This is a genomic window from Ezakiella peruensis (assembly GCF_900215725.1).
GTDB classification, from domain to species: Bacteria; Bacillota; Clostridia; order Tissierellales; family Peptoniphilaceae; genus Ezakiella; species Ezakiella peruensis.
Genome location: NZ_LT962472.1, coordinates 21,806 through 38,830, shown reverse-complemented (window position 1 = coordinate 38,830; position 17,025 = coordinate 21,806). Strand labels below are relative to the sequence as shown.

Annotated in this window: 19 protein-coding genes; all 19 read left to right on the top strand. The window is 42.9% G+C overall.

Features of this window, described 5'->3' with window-relative positions; all coding sequences use genetic code 11:
* Nucleotides 1-2: 2 nt before the first annotated feature.
* The 19 genes from gyrA (at nt 3) to CUU59_RS07590 (ending at nt 16,898) form a co-directional block, all read left to right on the top strand.
* Nucleotides 3-2,414 (top strand): DNA gyrase subunit A, encoded by a 2,412-nt coding sequence (gene gyrA, locus CUU59_RS07685; protein WP_099951377.1) that lies wholly within the window; start codon nt 3-5, stop codon nt 2,412-2,414.
* Nucleotides 2,414-2,704: an STAS domain-containing protein gene (locus tag CUU59_RS07680; protein WP_075574363.1), complete on the top strand. Its 291-nt coding sequence runs from the start codon at nt 2,414-2,416 to the stop codon at nt 2,702-2,704. The genes gyrA and CUU59_RS07680 overlap by 1 nt, the downstream gene beginning before the upstream one ends.
* Complete coding sequence (locus CUU59_RS07675; RefSeq protein ID WP_075574364.1) at nt 2,701-3,039, top strand: ATP-binding protein; 339 nt, start codon at nt 2,701-2,703, stop codon at nt 3,037-3,039. The genes CUU59_RS07680 and CUU59_RS07675 overlap by 4 nt, the downstream gene beginning before the upstream one ends.
* A complete protein-coding gene (locus CUU59_RS07670) occupies nt 3,040-3,843 on the top strand; it encodes a SigB/SigF/SigG family RNA polymerase sigma factor (protein WP_075574365.1) in 804 nt (267 codons plus the stop codon). It begins immediately after the preceding gene.
* A complete protein-coding gene (locus CUU59_RS07665; protein ID WP_099951376.1) occupies nt 3,843-5,015 on the top strand; it encodes a triphosphoribosyl-dephospho-CoA synthase in 1,173 nt (390 codons plus the stop codon). Before CUU59_RS07670 ends, CUU59_RS07665 begins: the two co-directional genes overlap by 1 nt.
* Complete coding sequence (locus CUU59_RS07660; protein ID WP_099951375.1) at nt 5,005-5,793, top strand: sulfide/dihydroorotate dehydrogenase-like FAD/NAD-binding protein; 789 nt, start codon at nt 5,005-5,007, stop codon at nt 5,791-5,793. Before CUU59_RS07665 ends, CUU59_RS07660 begins: the two co-directional genes overlap by 11 nt.
* Nucleotides 5,787-7,112, top strand: a complete 1,326-nt coding sequence (locus CUU59_RS07655) for an NAD(P)-dependent oxidoreductase (RefSeq protein WP_245870585.1) — start codon at nt 5,787-5,789, stop codon at nt 7,110-7,112. Before CUU59_RS07660 ends, CUU59_RS07655 begins: the two co-directional genes overlap by 7 nt.
* Nucleotide 7,113: 1 nt before the next feature.
* Nucleotides 7,114-7,674 (top strand): DUF5317 domain-containing protein, encoded by a 561-nt coding sequence (locus tag CUU59_RS07650; RefSeq protein WP_099951374.1) that lies wholly within the window; start codon nt 7,114-7,116, stop codon nt 7,672-7,674.
* Nucleotides 7,658-8,980, top strand: coding sequence for a CapA family protein (locus tag CUU59_RS07640; RefSeq protein WP_146036083.1), 1,323 nt, complete (start codon nt 7,658-7,660; stop codon nt 8,978-8,980). The genes CUU59_RS07650 and CUU59_RS07640 overlap by 17 nt, the downstream gene beginning before the upstream one ends.
* Nucleotides 8,967-9,848 (top strand): RluA family pseudouridine synthase, encoded by an 882-nt coding sequence (locus CUU59_RS07635; RefSeq protein ID WP_169922897.1) that lies wholly within the window; start codon nt 8,967-8,969, stop codon nt 9,846-9,848. Before CUU59_RS07640 ends, CUU59_RS07635 begins: the two co-directional genes overlap by 14 nt.
* The gene (locus CUU59_RS07630) at nt 9,848-10,741 is read left to right on the top strand and encodes a diacylglycerol/lipid kinase family protein (RefSeq protein ID WP_099951370.1); all 894 of its coding nucleotides are present in this window, start codon (nt 9,848-9,850) and stop codon (nt 10,739-10,741) included. Before CUU59_RS07635 ends, CUU59_RS07630 begins: the two co-directional genes overlap by 1 nt.
* Before the next feature lie 132 nt (nt 10,742-10,873).
* The gene (locus CUU59_RS07625) at nt 10,874-11,683 is read left to right on the top strand and encodes a DnaJ domain-containing protein (RefSeq protein ID WP_099951369.1); all 810 of its coding nucleotides are present in this window, start codon (nt 10,874-10,876) and stop codon (nt 11,681-11,683) included.
* Nucleotides 11,673-12,080: an HIRAN domain-containing protein gene (locus CUU59_RS07620; RefSeq protein WP_099951368.1), complete on the top strand. Its 408-nt coding sequence runs from the start codon at nt 11,673-11,675 to the stop codon at nt 12,078-12,080. Before CUU59_RS07625 ends, CUU59_RS07620 begins: the two co-directional genes overlap by 11 nt.
* 47 nt (nt 12,081-12,127) lie before the next feature.
* A complete protein-coding gene (locus CUU59_RS07615) occupies nt 12,128-14,224 on the top strand; it encodes an AAA family ATPase (protein WP_245870584.1) in 2,097 nt (698 codons plus the stop codon).
* On the top strand, nt 14,221-15,234 hold the full coding sequence (gene mcrC, locus CUU59_RS07610; RefSeq protein ID WP_099951367.1) for a 5-methylcytosine-specific restriction endonuclease system specificity protein McrC: 1,014 nt from the start codon (nt 14,221-14,223) through the stop codon (nt 15,232-15,234). The genes CUU59_RS07615 and mcrC overlap by 4 nt, the downstream gene beginning before the upstream one ends.
* Before the next feature lie 114 nt (nt 15,235-15,348).
* Complete coding sequence (locus CUU59_RS07605; RefSeq protein WP_099951366.1) at nt 15,349-15,549, top strand: hypothetical protein; 201 nt, start codon at nt 15,349-15,351, stop codon at nt 15,547-15,549.
* Entirely contained in the window at nt 15,536-15,802 is a 267-nt protein-coding gene (locus CUU59_RS07600) for a hypothetical protein (protein ID WP_099951365.1), read from the top strand. The genes CUU59_RS07605 and CUU59_RS07600 overlap by 14 nt, the downstream gene beginning before the upstream one ends.
* Nucleotides 15,803-15,826: 24 nt before the next feature.
* Nucleotides 15,827-16,033 carry a hypothetical protein gene (locus CUU59_RS07595; RefSeq protein WP_099951364.1) on the top strand — a complete coding sequence of 69 codons (207 nt, stop codon included), beginning with the start codon at nt 15,827-15,829 and terminating at the stop codon, nt 16,031-16,033.
* Nucleotides 16,034-16,169: 136 nt separating this feature from the next.
* Nucleotides 16,170-16,898, top strand: a complete 729-nt coding sequence (locus CUU59_RS07590; protein WP_099951363.1) for a stalk domain-containing protein — start codon at nt 16,170-16,172, stop codon at nt 16,896-16,898.
* The last annotated feature ends 127 nt before the right edge of the window (nt 16,899-17,025 follow it).

Below are 17,025 nucleotides of genomic sequence, written 5' to 3'. Positions count from 1 at the left end.
TTATGAGACCAGATAATATAGTAGATGTAAAAATAGAAAAGGAAATGAAAAAATCTTACCTGGATTACTCCATGTCCGTTATAGTTTCAAGGGCACTGCCAGATGTTAGGGACGGGTTAAAGCCAGTTCACAGGAGGATTTTGTACTCCATGTACGACCTGGGCAATACCTCATCCAAACCTTACAGAAAGTGTGCTCGTACGGTTGGGGACGTATTAGGTAAGTACCACCCTCACTCAGACACGGCTGTTTATGACGCCATGGTAAGGTTGGCCCAAGACTTCAACACCAGGTACACATTGGTAGACGGCCACGGTAACTTTGGTTCTGTGGATGGGGACGGGGCTGCGGCCATGCGTTATACAGAGGCCAGGATGAGTAAGCTGGCTGAGGAAATGCTAAGGGATATCGACAAGGAAACTGTAGACTTTTCTCCAAACTTTGACGAGAGTTTGCAAGAGCCAGATGTTCTTCCTTCACGCTTTCCAAACCTCTTGGTAAACGGATCTTCGGGTATAGCTGTTGGTATGTCAACCAACATGGCTCCACACAATCTGGTAGAGGTAATTAACGGCCTCTTTTATATGATGGATAATCCCGATTGTGATTACAAGGACCTGATGAAATATATCAAGGGACCTGACTTCCCAACTGGGGCCAACATAGTTGGAACAGCTGGCATCAAAAAGGCCTACAAGACTGGACGCGGACTTATTACCTTACGCGCCAAGGCTGAAATTGAAACCACTTCCAAGGGGAGAAACAGGATTGTCGTTAGGGAAATTCCTTACCAAGTAAATAAATCCAATTTAATTATTAAGATTGCCGACCTTGTTAAGACCAAGGAAATCGACGGCATTACAGATATTAGAGACGAGTCGGACAGAGAGGGCATGAGGATTGTTATCGAGCTAAGACGCGATGCTAATCCAAAGGTCATCTTAAACCAACTCTACAAGAGGACCCAGCTGCAAACCACCTTTGGTGTAATCAACCTGGCCCTTGTAAACGGGGAACCAAAAACCCTGTCGCTTAAGGAACTTTTATATTATTACCTTGAACACCAAAAGGAAATCGTAACCAGGAGGACTCGTTTTGATTTGGCCAAGGCTGAAGCCAGGGCCCACATAGTCGAAGGTCTACTCATTGCTTTGGACAGGATCGATGAAATTATCAAGACCATCCGTTCATCCAAAGACGACGCAGAGGCCAGAGACAGGTTGATGGCAGGCTTTGGACTTACAGAAATCCAAGCCAACGCAATCCTTGCCATGCAACTTCGTAGGTTAACTGGACTTGAAAAAGACAAGCTCCAAGCCGAATACGAAGACCTGATCAAGAGAATTGCCAGATTCAAAGAAATTCTTTCAAATGAAAGATTGCTTTTAGAAATTATAAAGGAAGAGCTGACCGAAATCCGCGACAAATACGGGGATGAAAGACGTTCAGAAATCGTCCTAGACGAAGGCGACATCGATATCGAAAGTCTGATAGCTGACGAGTCAGTGGTAATTACTATTTCAGACCGCGGCTACATTAAGAGGGTAAACGAATCCGCCTACAAGACCCAAAGACGTGGTGGCAAGGGCGTTCGCGGCATGTCCACAGCCCGTGAAGACGAGCCAAACGACATTTACACTTTGACCACCCACGACAAGGTATTTTTCTTCACCGACAAGGGCAGGGTATTTTCACTCCGGGCCTTTGAAATTCCAGAAGCAGGCAGGACAGCCAAGGGAACTGCGATTGTTAACCTCTTGCAAATTTCTGGCGACGAAAAGATTTCTGCAATCTTACCGGTCAAGAAAAACGAAACCAAGGAATACATCACCTTTGTTACCAAGGGCGGTATAATAAAGAGAACAGAGCGTGACCTCTTTGCCAATATCAGGTCGACAGGCATTGTTGCCATCGGCTTAAACGAAGGTGACGAGCTCATCAGCGTTTACCTAACCGATGATAACGAAGAGATTATTACAACCACCAAGAAGGGCAAGGCCATCAGGATTAAGGCAAACGACATCCGCCCATCAGGCAGGACTGCCCGTGGGGTAAAATTAATTAGCCTGGACAAGGACGACGTAGTTGTTTCATCTGATCCAGTTATGCAAAACGCCAAACTCTTATCCATAAGTGAAAAGGGTTACGGCAAGGCCACTTCAATTGAAGAGTACAAGTGCCAAAGCCGGGGCGGCAAGGGACTTATAACCTACAAGGTCACCAAGAAGACAGGCGACGTGGCAACCAGCCTTGTAATATATGAAAGCAAAGACCTGCTCCTCATCTCATCAAACGGCACAATCATCAGGATTGACGCAGATGGCATCAGGGAAACAGGCAGGGCCACATCAGGGGTCAAACTCATGGACCTAGTCGATGAAACAATTGTTTCAGCAATTCAAACGGAGGAATAATGAATATATTTAAAAAAGACGGGACAATTTATATTGATGGCGAATTAGATATCTTTAACGCCCAAGATGTCCGCGTGAGAGTTTTAGATGAATACGAAAAATCCAAGTCCGATATAGTCCTGGACTTTTCACACGTAAGCTTTATGGACTCCACAGGTCTAGGCGTCCTTATCTCCATCCAAAAAGTCTTAAACGACGACGGCTACAAGCTAAGGATTGTCAATGTGGACCCAAAGATCAAAAAAATCTTTGTTATAACAGAACTTGAAGAGGTGTTTGATATAAAATGAGCTGCGAAGATATTAAATTAGAATTACCTGCCAAGGCAGAATACACGACTAGCCTGAGGCTTTTGGCCTCAGGTATAGCTAGCCGGGCTGGTTTTGATGTGGACACCATGGAAGACATCAAGCTAGTTGTAAGTGAGATGCTTGTCATGGCCATCAAAGACGACTTTGATAAATTTGTCACCCATATTAAACTTTGCGATAAATACTTGTCCATCTTCTCATTAGTTGAAGAAGACCAAAAGGACGATTTATCTATAAAAATTATGGAAGCCCTCTGTGATGAACTGGAAATCCAAGAGGACTCCGTTTGCGTTAAATTTAAAAGGGGGGCATAGATGACAAAGTCTACGGTCGACAAGAAACCCAGCAAAGAAGAATTAAATAAACTGTTTGAAGAATTTCATAAGACCGGAGATCCTGCCATTCGCGACCAACTGATTGAAAAAAACATGTACCTGTGCGATATCCTGGCCCGCAAGTATGTAAACCGGGGCATTGACTTTGACGATATCTACCAGGTAGCCTGCATTGGTCTAATCCTTGCGGTGGACCGCTTTGAGCCATCCAAGGGCTACGCCTTTACCTCTTATGCAACCCCGACCATTATGGGTGAGATCAAGAGGCACTTTAGGGATAAGGGCTGGACTATAAAAGTTCCCCGCCGGATCCAAGAGCAGTCCAAAAAGATTTCCAATGCCAAAATCCACCTCAGCCAAGTTATGGGCGAGGCGCCAACGGCCAAGGATATAGCGGACTTTTTGGATTTGTCTGAAGAAGAGGTAATTGAGGTCATGGAGGCATCCAAGGTCTACACACCTGGCAGTTTGGATATTTCCATCGAATCAAATGACGATGGCAGCGAACTCTTTTTGTCCGATGTCATTGGGGACGACGACCCAACCTATGACAGGATAGAAAACTTAGATTTTATCAAGCGGGAGCTGGAAAATTTAAACGAAATCGAAAGAACCATTATTATCGAAAGATTTATCAACCGCAAAACGCAAATTGCCATTGCCGAAGAGCTTGGCATTTCGCAGATGACGGTTTCTCGGATAGAAAAACGCGTTATCAAAGAGCTACAAAAATCAGCCATTAAAAATGGGACTGTAGAAAAAAAGGCCAAGGCCAAGAAATAATGTACCAGAAAAAAATTTCTTCCCTGGCCCTCAGGGCCATGGTCCAAGAGCTGGACATGATTGATAAACCAGGCCTGGTCACACCTGTATCAAACGGATCCCATAGAGATATGGATTATTTTTTGATGCGGCGGGGGATTAGGAGCCTGGAGTCTTATTTTGAACAAGCCTTTTCTCTAGGTTTTTTTAAAGAGCCTTTTTTTAAGGTCAGAAACTTGGGCCAAAGGGCGGAACGCCAAATGTTTAGAGCAACCGGGGGAGTGAACACCCACATGGGGGCCATCTTTCAGCTAGGGATCCTCGTCTACTTGACCGGGCGGATAAAATCTCGGGGCTTATTTATTGATAAAAATAATTATCAGGTGGAAATCTCCAAAGAATTGGAGGATTTAAAATTAAATTTTCTATTAAAAGAAAAGAGATCTGGGGCCCGGGCAGAGGTGGCCTCCGCCTATCAGATAACTTTTGATAGCCTGGCCTATAAAAAATCCGACCGCCTGTATTTTATTATTTCAAAACTCATGGATACCAATATTTTACGGAGGGGCGGAGAAGACTTGCTAGCCCAAGTCCAAGACCTGGCCAAAAAATCTTTGAAATCCCAAGAGGCAAAAGGCGATCTTCGAAAGATAATTGAAAAAAATAGCCTGTCTCCAGGCGGAGCGGCTGATATACTTATAAATTCCTTTTTTATCCAGACTTTTTTGGCCTGTGAAAAATCATATTCGAATTCCTTGAAGGCGGAGATTCTAGCGACCAAAGAAGAAGTCGGGGCTCTGGGCTACCAGAATAAAATCATCTTATCCCTGGTTTTTCCTGGTTGGATAAAGACTCATGAAAAATTTTTAGGCTTTTACGAAAAATACAAAAAAATTTACGATAAAAATTTTAAACTTATTAAAGAAATCAAGGACCAGACTGGATACAGGGCCATCTACGATTTGGGCCACGCAGACCCAGTCGTCGTAAAATTAGCGGCTGTTGAATTGGAACAAAATTCCCTAATAGACATAGACATCTACGGAGAAACTATGGTCGATAGGAAGGCTCTGAATTTGCCCCAGCGCAAGTGCTTAATCTGCAACCGAACAGCCAAGGCCTGCATGGTTATGAGGGCTCACGATATATCAGAAATTATTGCAAAATCATTGGAGATAATAAATGAAAATTAATTCAAGAGAAAAATTAGCAGAAAATATTTACCAAATTAAATTCACCGACCCGGCCCTGGTTAAAAACGCCAAGCCCGGGCAATTTTTAATAGTCCAAACCGACGAAAAGTCCGAGCGGATCCCCTTGACCATTGCCGACGCCGACAAAGAGACTGGCGAAGTCACTATAGTTGTCATGGAAGTGGGCGATTCCACTTGCGATCTTGTAAAGGCTGATGAACTTTACCACGTCTGCGGACCTCTGGGCAATCCATCTGACCTTGCCCTCATGGACGAAGATCAATTAAAAAAAGAACGCGTGGTATTTTTGGCAGCTGGCGTTGGCGCGGCCCCCGTTTATCCACAGGCGAAATTCTTGCACGACCACGGAATCAAGGCCGACGTAATCCTGGCCGCCAGAAATGAATCCTTACTTATATATGAAGAAAAATTGGCAGCAGTCGCCAATTTACACATAGCAACTGATGACGGGTCCAAGGGCTTTAACGGCCTTATCACAGATGCCTTGGTGGACTTGGTTGACAAGGGGGCGGACTTTACGCGCATTGTCGCCATTGGCCCTATGATTATGATGAAGTTTGCGACCCTGACTGCAAAAAAATTATCCATACCTATAATTGTCTCCCTAAATCCAATTATGGTTGACGGGACAGGCATGTGCGGATCTTGCAGGTGCATGGTCGAGGGCAAGGCCAAATTTGCCTGCGTAGACGGCCCGGAATTTAGGGGCGAGGAAGTGGACTGGGACGACGCCCTAAGGAGGCTAAAGAGATGGTAGATCTAGAAATGCAAAAAAATTTAAAACCGGCCAAGCGCGACCGGATAAATTCAGCTGACCGACCAGCTGACGAGAGGATCCAGGACTTCAATGAGGTCAACCTGGGATTTACCGATGAAGAGGCTGTCGTCGAAGCAGAACGCTGTGCAAATTGCAAGGACCCCAAGTGCGTTAAGGGCTGTCCAGTTGGCATAGACATTCCAAAATTTATAATGGAAGTTAAATCTGGCGACGTTGAGTCGGCTTACAAAACAATTCAAAGCTCACACGCTTTCCCCTGCGTAACTGGCCGGGTTTGCCCACAGGAAACCCAGTGCGAAAGCCTGTGCATCTACAATAAATTAGCTAGACCAATTAATATCGGTAAGCTGGAACGCTATGTCGGCGACAAGATGCGTGGCAAAACCCGTGCTACTAAGCATGAATTTATCGGCTCAATCGGCATTGTGGGATCAGGCCCAGCCGCCATGGCTTTGGCTGCAGATTTAATTCGCGCAGATATCAAGCCCGTAGTCTACGAGGCCTTTGATAAGCTGGGTGGCGTTTTGGTCTACGGAATCCCTGAATTCCGCCTGCCAGCAGAAATTGTAAATGAAGAAATCGAAAATCTAATCGCCTCAGGCATGGAAGTTCATAAGGGAGTAATTGTCGGCAAGACCATGAGCTTCGAGGAACTTTTGGCCATCCACGATTATGTATTTATAGCGAGCGGCGCAGGACTTCCAAATCTCATGGGCATACCTGGCGAAGAGGCCAACAATGTCTTAACCGCCAACGAATTTTTAACCCGGGTCAATTTATTAAGGGCCAATGACGAGGCCTATCGCACGCCCATGCCCCTGGGGAAATCCGTGGCTGTAATTGGCGGCGGCAATGTGGCCATGGACGCCAGCAGGGTGGCCAGACGCTATTACGATTCGGTCGACCTCTACTATAGGCGGGCTTACGAGGACATGTCTGCTCGTGTCGAAGAAATCGACCACGCCATTGAAGAGGGCGTGAACATGCACTTTGGCTACAGTCCAAAGGCCATTGGAGAAAATGAAATTATCTTTACCAAGGACGGCGAGGAAGTCAGACGACCTGCTGATTTGGTAATTATAGCCATTGGCACTAAGCCCAACAAACTGATCGACTATGAAAAGGAAAATATAAAAACCAAGGACGGGCTCATAGTCGTTGACGAGAACTTACAGACTTCAAACCCACGGATCTACGCGGGCGGAGATGCAGTTACCGGCGCGGCTACCGTCATCTTGGCCTACCAATCTGGGAGGATTGCCGGGAAAAATATAATAAAAAAATTAAAGGAAAAATAAAATGATTGCAGAGACCCTTATAATTCTGTTTGTAATCGCAATATACAAACGCTATTCATTTGAAAATTTGTCCAGCCTGCCCGAGCGGGCCTGGGAATTTTTGGCGGCCTTTATTGGGATAAAGGTTATAGTGTTTTTGTGTATTAAAATCGGCGTGGATTTTGGCGCCCTGAGGTTTTTCTCCCTCATGAGCCAGACCCTACTCTTCGCCTTTTTGTATTTCAACAGAGATTATAGGGGTATTTTATTGGTCTTTATTGGGAGCTTATTAAACTTTATTGTCATGTTATTAAACGGCATGCGGATGCCCATCAGCGGAGAATATTACCAGCTGATTGCAAGCCCCGAGGCCTACCAGCTGACTGAAAAAGGAGCCAGCTTCCACCACTTTATAATGGACCAGGGGACAAATTTTAAATTTCTGGGGGACGTCATTCCCTTTATGCGGCCCTATCCCTTCCCCAAGGTCGTGTCCATTGGAGATATTATATTGGCAGCGGGAATTTTGGTCCTGGGCCTCAGCGTTTTAAAAGGAGATTATATAGATGAAGAGAAAGTTTAGAATTATACTTTTATTAATAATGGCCCTGTTATTTGTTTCCTGCAAGCCTGGAGACAAGACTGAGGACAAGGCCCAGCTTACTGATGAAAAGGAAATACTGGCAAATTCAAATGCAGATGCAGACGCAAGTGAAAGTGAAAATAAAAATACAGATTTAAATTCAAATTCAGACTCAAGCGAAAGTGAAAATGCAAATGCAGATTCAAATTCAAGTTCAAACTCAAGCGAAAATGAAAAAGAAGAAGCAAATGGCAATTTAGATTTTTCTGATCAAAATAAAAATACAAATGAAGATTACCAGGCGACCCTCATGGTGGCAGGGGACATTATGTTCCACTCCCCCCAATTGGACGCGGCCAGACAAGCTGACGGGACCTATTCTTTTATGAATACCTTCCGCTACCTGCGACCCCTTCTTTCCAAGGGCTACGCTCTTGCCAACTTTGAAAGCACAATAGCCGATGCCAATTTCTCCGGCTATCCGGCCTTTAGGACTCCACACAATGCCATGAACGCTGTAAAATTCGTGGGCTTTGACCTGGTGGCCCTGGCCAACAACCACGCCCTTGATGGCGGTATGCAGGGAGTAATCAGGACCATCGAGACTGCAGATTTTTATCAGCTGGCCCACGTGGGCACTTACAAGGACGAAAATACTGAGCCAACTATTGTCGAAATCGAGGGCAGAAAAATCGCCTTTTTAAATTACACTTACGGCCTCAACGGTCTTGACCGCTACATTGAAGGCAAGGAATATATGGTAAACACCCTTAACGAGGAAAAAGTTTTGAAAGACATTGCCTACGCCAAAGAAAACGCTCAGGGGACAATTGTCATCGTCCACTGGGGAACGGAGTACAGGCGGACGGCCGACGATTACCAAAAGTACTGGGCCAAATTTTTCGCTGAAAACGGAGTCGATATAATTCTTGGCTCTCATCCACACGTCATCGAGCCGGCGGAATTTATAGACCACGAGGGCTTCCAGACCTATTGCATTTATTCTATGGGGAACTTCCTGTCCAACCAAAGGCGGGAGTACATGGGCGGATCACCCTATGGTGAGGACGGGGTCATCGTCGAGCTTCAGATCAAATCATCTGGCGACCGGGTCTACGCAGACACAGTTACCTATCATCCGACCTGGGTCAACAGGATAAATAAGCCCCTATCCTTTACAATTTATCCTTGCGAAGCTGGATTAAATGGCGAGATCAATGGCCTTGACGACTTTATCAAAGGTCGCCTCCAAGAATCCTACGATCGAACTATGGAAATTTTTAAGGACACAAATGCAGATTCTTAACTTTAAAGTCTCAAAAGACGCTTACAATCTCAACCACGCCCTCATGGACTTGTCCATTTCCCACAGAAATTATCGGAAGTATTTTTACCAGGACAAGATTTTTGTGGACGGGGAAATTATCCACGGCAAGTCGCCCGTCTACGCAGGGTCGACCATCACCTTTCACATAGACGACGAATTTGACAAATCCGACCAGCCTTACACACCGGGCGCGCCCGAGGGGGAAATTCTCTTTGAGGACGACCTCATTGTCGCCATGAATAAGCCGGCTGGAATTTTAACCCACGAGACCAGAAATTTCGACGGCATTACCTTTCGCGATTACGCAAAGAACACTTTTTATAAGCTTGGCATCCGCCAGCAAGTCCGTTTTATAAATCGCTTGGACTTGGACACTTCGGGGATTATTTTGATCGCCAAGTCGGATTTAGCCCAGGGCCTTTATTCGAAAATCCACAAGGATACGACAATCAAAGAATATATAGCCATTTGCAAGGGCAACCTCTACGAAAAAACTCCGGTCGACCTGCCCATTGGCCGACACGAAGAGATTGGGACCAGGCGGATTCTTGCAGCAGAGGGCGAAGGCCAAGAGGCCCACAGCATTTTTACGCCCCTTTATAATAAGGGACCTTATTCTATTATCAAGGCCCAGATAAAAACTGGGCGGACCCACCAAATCCGCGTTCACTTGATGAGTTTAGGTATACAGATCCTGGGCGACATGATGTACGGGGTTGGGATCGACGGCATGTATCGCCAGGCATTGCATTCGTACAGGTTGCGGACCAATGCGGGCGGACGGGAAGTCGACGTCTTTGCGGAAATGCCAGATGATATGAAGGAATTAATCAGGAGAATATTTTGATGAAATATTTGTTTATAATGTCAACCAAGGCGGCAGATGGGAAAAATTTGCCGGATGAAAATAAAATAAAAGCTGCAATGGCGGGCGAGGACTACGAGATCATCTACACGACCTACGCTGGCCAGCCTTTTGATATTGCCAAGGACCAGGCGGCAAAATATGGACCGGACATAGCCATCTACGCTTGCGGAGGAGACGGGACCATCAACGAAGTCGCCTCGGCTATGGTGGGGATGGATTCATACATGGGCGTCCTCCCCTGCGGAACTGGCAACGACTTTTGCCGGACCATTCATGATGGCAAGACGGTTGACCAAGTCCTAAGTGAAATTAAAAATGCCCAGAAGACCAATATCGACATAATCAAGATGAACGACCGCTATTCTATAAACATTGGATCAATCGGCTTTGACGCCGCCGCAGTCTACAGGGTTGTAAATAATGTAAATAACGTCCGCAAGTACAAGGGCATGTCCTACCTTGTGGGCGCCCTCCAGTCACTAAAAAACGACCGGGTCTTTCCACTTTCCTATGAGCTGGACCTGGTCGACGGGAGAAAAATTTCTGGCCAAGGAGAATATTTGCTCCTGACACTAGCAAACGGATCCTATTATGGCGGAGGCTTCAAGGCAGCCCCTCTGGCCGACATCAGGGACGGGATCATCAACCTAAGCCTGGTCGAAACTTTATCCTATTTAAAAGTCGCCCTCCTTATGATGAGGTACAAAAAAGGCAGGCATCTCAATATGAAATGCGTATCTACTTATGAAGTCAAGTCCGGCAAAATCAAAAGCCTGGGCCAAGACACCTATCTTAACTACGACGGCGATGTATGTAAGACTAGGGAGATCGATTTTGAAATCCTCCCCCAAGCCATTAATTTTTTGATGTAAACAAGGCCACGAGAATGGTCTTTTTTTGCATAATTTATGGAAAATAAAAACCACCAATAAACAAAATTTTTATTCGAATGGTCGCCAAAAAATTGACCAATCGGCGCACAAAAATACATAGAAAGGACCACCATGGCAAATATTGAACTATCCCAAGAATATGAAAATTTAAAAAATGAAATCCAAGAATTAAAAAACACACTCACGGAAACGATTTTTAAATATGACGAACTCAAATACATCATCTGCAAGAACATAAAAACCCAGTACATGTTAGAGATTGGGACCTTGGAATACCTGGTTTACAAAGATTATTGCCTCTACCTCCGCCTCAAACGCAAGGCCGAGAGAATTCGCTTTCACAAATACCGCCACGAAAAAATCGATCTAAAAATAATAGACACTGACCTTGACAAAGAGTTTGCAGACTACCAAAAACGCCTTGACGACCAGGCAGAGGAAATCACCAAGGCCGCAGGAGAATTGGAAAAAGAAGTCCTGACCACAGAAGAGACCAGGGAAATCAAAAGTCTCTACAGAAAACTCATCAAAAAACTCCACCCTGACCTCCACCCCGACCAAAGCCCAGACAAAATCGAACTCTTCCACAAGGTCGTCGAAGCCTACAAGGACGGCAATTTAAGCCTTATGCAAGTCTTGGCCGAAGTCGTAGATGCAGACGTCGAGGTCGAGACCAAATCCACCATGGAAGAAATGGCCGAACAAAGATATAGGCTTCTTAACAGCATTGACGCAGTCAAGGAAAAAATCCAGCAAATTAAAACGACCACGCCATACATTTGGAAGGAAATCCTAGACGACTCTATCAAAAAAGAAGAAAAAATCGCCGAACTCAAAGAGGCTCAAAAATCTTTTAAAGATGCCATAGACACACTGGAGGAAATCATAAAAAATTTATTGGAGGAGACCGATGACAGATAAAGACCTAGCAAAAATCGACGACATAGAAAAACTCGCCCTCATATCCGCCCACGCTGGAGGCATCGACATGCCCAAACCCTTTGAAAGGGAAATCTATTTATTTGACACCCACGTGGCAGGGACAACCCACATAGAAAAAATCAAATCCATAGAGCCCCTCCTTAAAATCGGCGACAAGGTTAACTTCTACAGAGAACCAACCAACCCCCACGACCCCCAAGCCATCCGCATTGAAACCATCGGCTACCAAAAAATCGGCTACGTCCCCCGCGCCGACAACGTCGTCTTCGCCCGCCTCATGGACGCCGGCAAAAACCTCTACGGCAAAATCACCTCCAAAGAGTGGCAAGACGACTGGCTTAAAGTCGAGATACGGATCTATCTGTGGGAAATATAAGACGACTGTGATATAATGAAGGAAAGAATTATTAAAAGGAGGCTGTAATGGAAAAGCAATTTCAATGGACATATTTTTATATGGAACTGGCTTCTAAGCTTTTGGAATACAAGGACAAGAGGGCAGAGCTCCTGGATATTTTGAAAGATATTTATAAGACTCTGAACATGGACTACCCATTCAAGGAAAAGGGTCAGGATGATTATGATGATATTTGCCCCTTTACTGTGTTTGCTTCTTTTAATAAGCGCATGAATGATGTAAATCGGATTGCTTTGTTAGAAGAGTTTGCAAAGCGTTTTTCTGTAAAAGCTGAGGTACCAAAGACTCTTGATGGCATTCCTGTGGTTATGCCCTTGAATGCCTGGTTTTTTGCCTACAAGGGAAATAGAAAAGATGATGATGTAGATAATCTCTGGGATTTTTTTGCAAAAGCCCTTACTTACGCTGATAATAATTCAGCTAAGGCCAGGGAGGATTTTGTTGAAAAATACGATGTCGTTATTAAGCAAAAAGGGGTTAAGTGGAATATAACCATGGGCCTTTATTGGATTAGGCCCTATACTTTTATGAGCTTGGATTCAGTTAGCAGGGATTTTTTTAAGTATATAAATAATGCCCCTCAGGATTTTGTAAATATTATTATGGGTTTAAAAGAGGATTTGCCTGATGGCGAAACTTACCTAAGTATTTGCCAAATGGCAAAGGCAGCTTTTTCTTCTGAAGATTTTTCTTACAAGAGTTTTCCAGCCTTGTCCTATGGGGCTTGGCTCCATAGTAAAACCACGAAAATCAATTCTAAAGGAGAAAATTATTGGATATATTCTCCAGGAGAGAATGCTTGCAAGTGGGAAGAGTTTTATGAAGCTGGCATTATGGGAATCGGCTGGGACCGACTTTCAGACCTTAAGACCTTTAAGTCAAGAGAAAAGATTCAGGAGAAAATGAAAGTCCTTTATAATTCAGAGAAAGAACCTACAAATGATAGTCTTTGTCTCTGGCAATTTGCAAATGAAATTAAGGTTGGGGATATAATTTTTGCCAAGAAAGGAAGAAACACTATAATTGGCAAGGGCGAGGTCACTTCAGATTACATCTATGATGAAAACAGAGAAGACTTCAAACACATCAGGAAGGTCAACTGGACAGACAAGGGTGAACGGGAAAGCGAAGAAATGGCGCCCATGAAAACTCTGACATGTATTACTGAATTTTCAGATTATTTAAAAAGCCTGCAAAATTTGTTTAGAGGAAAAGTAGAGCCAGAAACACCTCCAACTAAGTCCATATATGAGACTTATACTAAAGAAGATTTTCTAAATGAAGTCTACATGGATGAGGATGCTTACACGACACTTGCCAATCTTTTGGATAAAAAATTAAATATCATCCTCCAAGGTGCGCCTGGCGTCGGCAAGACCTTTGTGGCTGAGCGTCTTGCTTACTCTCTTATGGGAGAGAAGGATGTCAGCCGGGTGGCCATGGTTCAATTTCATCAAAGTTATTCTTATGAGGATTTTATCCAAGGCTACAGGCCATCAAAGGATGGATTTGAATTAGTTGATGGAGTTTTTTATAAGTTTTGCAAGCGGGCAGAAGAAGATGAGGCCCGACCATACTTTTTCATAATTGACGAAATAAATCGGGGCAACCTAAGCAAGATCCTTGGCGAGCTCATGATGCTAATCGAAAATGATAAGCGGGGCGAGAAAATCAAGATGCTTTATTCTGATGAATGGTTTTCTGTTCCAAAAAATATCCACATAATTGGAATGATGAACACAGCCGATCGTAGTTTGGCCCTGATGGACTATGCCCTAAGGAGGAGGTTTGCCTTTTTTGACTTCCCTCCAGCTTTTGAATCTCAAGGATTTAAAAACTATTTAGCAGAAAAGAATTCGCCAAAGCTAAATCGATTAATCACTAGCGTCTTGAGTTTGAATAATGCAATCCAAGACGATGAATCACTGGGTGAAGGCTTTAGAATAGGCCACAGCTATTTTTGCAATGACACCGAGATTACAGACTCTTGGCTAAAATCTGTAGTAGAATATGAAATTATCCCTCTTATAAAAGAATATTGGTTTGATGAACCGTCCAAGGTTTTAAACTGGTCATCAATCCTCAGGGATGCCATAAAATGATTCCTATAAAAAACATTTATTACATGCTCTCCTATGCTTTTCAGATTTTAAAAGAGCAGGGCTACAAGGACCTGGAGACGGAAGAATTTGAAAACGGGGGAGACCTTTGCGCAGCAATTCTTATCAAAGGGATAACGGCCCAGGTTAAAAGGGGCCTTGAAAAAGAATATATAAATCAAACTGAAGCCCTGGCAACTTTGAGGGGGAAAGTTGATATATCCGCATCAATCAAAGGCCAGGCCATGTTAAAGAGGAAACTCGTTTGCTCTTACTACGAATTTTCTGTCAATTCTTATTTTAATAGGATTATCAAAACCACTATGGAAGTCCTTATAAAAAGTGATATTGACAGGGGAAGAAAAAAGCAACTTCGAAAATTAAGGGTTTATTTTGTAGGAGTTCAAACTCTAAGGATTGAAAATATTAATTGGAAAATCAAATTTAACAAGAACAATCAAAGCTACCAGATGCTCATATTTATTTGCTATTTGGTAATCAAAGGCCTCCTCCATACAAATGACGATGGAACCACCAGGCTCATGGACTTTTTTGATGAGCAGAGGATGTGTAGGCTGTACGAGAAATTTATTCTTGAATATTACCGCAAGGAAAGGCCGGACCTCAGCGCATCTGCTTCGCAAATCCCCTGGGATATAGACGGAGAAGATTTAGACATGCTTCCTATAATGCAAAGTGACATTATGCTTAAAAAGGGAGAAAAAACTTTGATAATAGATGCCAAATATTATGCAAGCACCACCCAAAACTATTACAATGCCAACACCTTGCACTCGGCCAACCTCTATCAAATTTATACCTATGTAAAAAATTATGATGTAGAAAAAAGTGGCAAGGTCTCGGGACTTCTCCTCTATGCAAAAACTGATGAACTAATACTTCCAGATAAGACCTATCAAATGTCCGGAAATACCATAAGCGTAAAAACCCTGGACCTCGATTGTGAATTTGCAAAAATAAAAGCTCAACTAGAGCAAATAGGAAATTTTTAACACCCGCACCCAGGCCCACTTATGTGGGCTTTTTGCATTTATAATACAAGCTTAACACTTTAGCAAAGTTCTTGTAACAAGCTTAGTTTATTATTAATATGAGGGGGTGGGGGTATGAAGATCAGGTTCTTGGGTGAGTCAGATCCTATTTACTTATTGCACGGCAAGGTTTATGATGTAATTAGTATTGAGAAGGAATGGTACAGGATTATTGACGAGGAGGGTGAGGATTATTTATATCCACCTGATATTTTTGAAATTGTTGATGATAGTCCTATAAAAAATATAAAAGGAGATAAAAATGATAAATTATAAAACTGTAGAATACAATTTAGAAAGAAGAGCGAATTATAAAAACAAAGAGGATTTAATAAAATATTTAAAATCACATAAACAAATTGCAGCAATTCCTGGATCTTTTGTAGACCCAGTCACAAAAAAGAAATTGGGAATGAATAAAATTTTTGGGGACGACAAATATCAATGGAAAGAAAGCCTTGTGTATTTGATAGAGAAATATCAAATGTATATTGACGAAGACTTTTTGAGGCACGCGGGTATTGATTAGCTTATAGAATTAAAGGAGATAAAGATGATAGAGAATGAAGATTGGACTTGGTCTCAGGAGACTTTAAAGGCAATTATTGAAGTGCTTATAGATAGTAAAGAATACTGGAAGCAAAATATTAAGAGCGATTTTGATGAGGGGGTTGTAGCGGGTTATATATTTGCCCTCGATTCTATCAAAAATCAGCTGGAAGCCCGGGGTTATAATTTTGAGGATTGGCTTAATGGCTAAATGTCTCGTATGTACGGACAGAAAAATCTTGAATAAGTGAAAAATTTAATTTCCCACGACTGGGGGTTTTTATATTTACTTTACATGACTCTTGTGGTAAAATTTATATATAATAATATATAGGAGGATTTATATTATGAAAAAACGTTTAGTATTTATTTTGGTAGGCGTTCTTTTACTTTCATCAGCAATTTTTGCTGCAAGTTTTAGAAAGAACATCACAGTTGACTACATGGGTATCAAGCTTGTGGTTGACGGCAAGGAAGTAGTCATGGGTAATGACATGGCTGGCAACAAGATCGAGCCATTTGCTTATGAAGGCACCACTTATCTCCCAGTCCGTGCTCTTGCAGAAGCTTTGGGCAAGAATGTTCAATGGGACGATGCAACCAAGACTATTTTTATTGGCGATGGCGCCGCAGCTCCAGTTGCAGATAATCAAAACAATACTCCAGCTCCAAGCACTGGCCAATATTTAACAGATGTTATGGATCCATTTAGCATAGAAAGAGCTAATGTTTATAAAACAAGTGATAGGAAGTCCCTATCATTAGCTGGTAAAGAATACACTAATGGGGTTCTATATAGGTCATATTATGACAGAAAAGGTCATACCAATTTTAATCTTGATGGACAATATACAAATCTAACAGGTAAATTGGGTGCCGATCAAGAGGGAAGTACAATTCGTTTTGATTTTATAGCAGATGGTACTATTATTCAGTCTTATGATATAATCTCTGGCCAACTTCCGGTTGATGTAAACCTAAATGTAACAGGTGTTAGACTTCTTGAAATCAAATATGAAGTTATTTCCAACTCTATGAAGTCAAATTCAGCATTTACAGACATTATGGTTAGATAAAATTCTTTTATAGAATTTCACTAAAAGCCCTAGGGCAAATAAAATTAAAAAATAAGCGGAGGCTCCGGCCTCTGCTTTTTGTTTACTTTACTTTGCATTTAGTGTAGAATAAATGTGGTGGTTTATG

What these genes read in the sequence shown, in the direction of transcription:
- gyrA (WP_099951377.1), top strand. Translation starts at nt 3, where the DNA reads ATGAGACCAGATAATATAGTAGATGTAAAAATAGAAAAGGAAATGAAA.
- CUU59_RS07680 (WP_075574363.1), top strand. Translation starts at nt 2,414, where the DNA reads ATGAATATATTTAAAAAAGACGGGACAATTTATATTGATGGCGAATTA.
- CUU59_RS07675 (WP_075574364.1), top strand. Translation starts at nt 2,701, where the DNA reads ATGAGCTGCGAAGATATTAAATTAGAATTACCTGCCAAGGCAGAATAC.
- CUU59_RS07670 (WP_075574365.1), top strand. Translation starts at nt 3,040, where the DNA reads ATGACAAAGTCTACGGTCGACAAGAAACCCAGCAAAGAAGAATTAAAT.
- CUU59_RS07665 (WP_099951376.1), top strand. Translation starts at nt 3,843, where the DNA reads ATGTACCAGAAAAAAATTTCTTCCCTGGCCCTCAGGGCCATGGTCCAA.
- CUU59_RS07660 (WP_099951375.1), top strand. Translation starts at nt 5,005, where the DNA reads ATGAAAATTAATTCAAGAGAAAAATTAGCAGAAAATATTTACCAAATT.
- CUU59_RS07655 (WP_245870585.1), top strand. Translation starts at nt 5,787, where the DNA reads ATGGTAGATCTAGAAATGCAAAAAAATTTAAAACCGGCCAAGCGCGAC.
- CUU59_RS07650 (WP_099951374.1), top strand. Translation starts at nt 7,114, where the DNA reads ATGATTGCAGAGACCCTTATAATTCTGTTTGTAATCGCAATATACAAA.
- CUU59_RS07640 (WP_146036083.1), top strand. Translation starts at nt 7,658, where the DNA reads ATGAAGAGAAAGTTTAGAATTATACTTTTATTAATAATGGCCCTGTTA.
- CUU59_RS07635 (WP_169922897.1), top strand. Translation starts at nt 8,967, where the DNA reads ATGCAGATTCTTAACTTTAAAGTCTCAAAAGACGCTTACAATCTCAAC.
- CUU59_RS07630 (WP_099951370.1), top strand. Translation starts at nt 9,848, where the DNA reads ATGAAATATTTGTTTATAATGTCAACCAAGGCGGCAGATGGGAAAAAT.
- CUU59_RS07625 (WP_099951369.1), top strand. Translation starts at nt 10,874, where the DNA reads ATGGCAAATATTGAACTATCCCAAGAATATGAAAATTTAAAAAATGAA.
- CUU59_RS07620 (WP_099951368.1), top strand. Translation starts at nt 11,673, where the DNA reads ATGACAGATAAAGACCTAGCAAAAATCGACGACATAGAAAAACTCGCC.
- CUU59_RS07615 (WP_245870584.1), top strand. Translation starts at nt 12,128, where the DNA reads ATGGAAAAGCAATTTCAATGGACATATTTTTATATGGAACTGGCTTCT.
- mcrC (WP_099951367.1), top strand. Translation starts at nt 14,221, where the DNA reads ATGATTCCTATAAAAAACATTTATTACATGCTCTCCTATGCTTTTCAG.
- CUU59_RS07605 (WP_099951366.1), top strand. Translation starts at nt 15,349, where the DNA reads ATGAAGATCAGGTTCTTGGGTGAGTCAGATCCTATTTACTTATTGCAC.
- CUU59_RS07600 (WP_099951365.1), top strand. Translation starts at nt 15,536, where the DNA reads ATGATAAATTATAAAACTGTAGAATACAATTTAGAAAGAAGAGCGAAT.
- CUU59_RS07595 (WP_099951364.1), top strand. Translation starts at nt 15,827, where the DNA reads ATGATAGAGAATGAAGATTGGACTTGGTCTCAGGAGACTTTAAAGGCA.
- CUU59_RS07590 (WP_099951363.1), top strand. Translation starts at nt 16,170, where the DNA reads ATGAAAAAACGTTTAGTATTTATTTTGGTAGGCGTTCTTTTACTTTCA.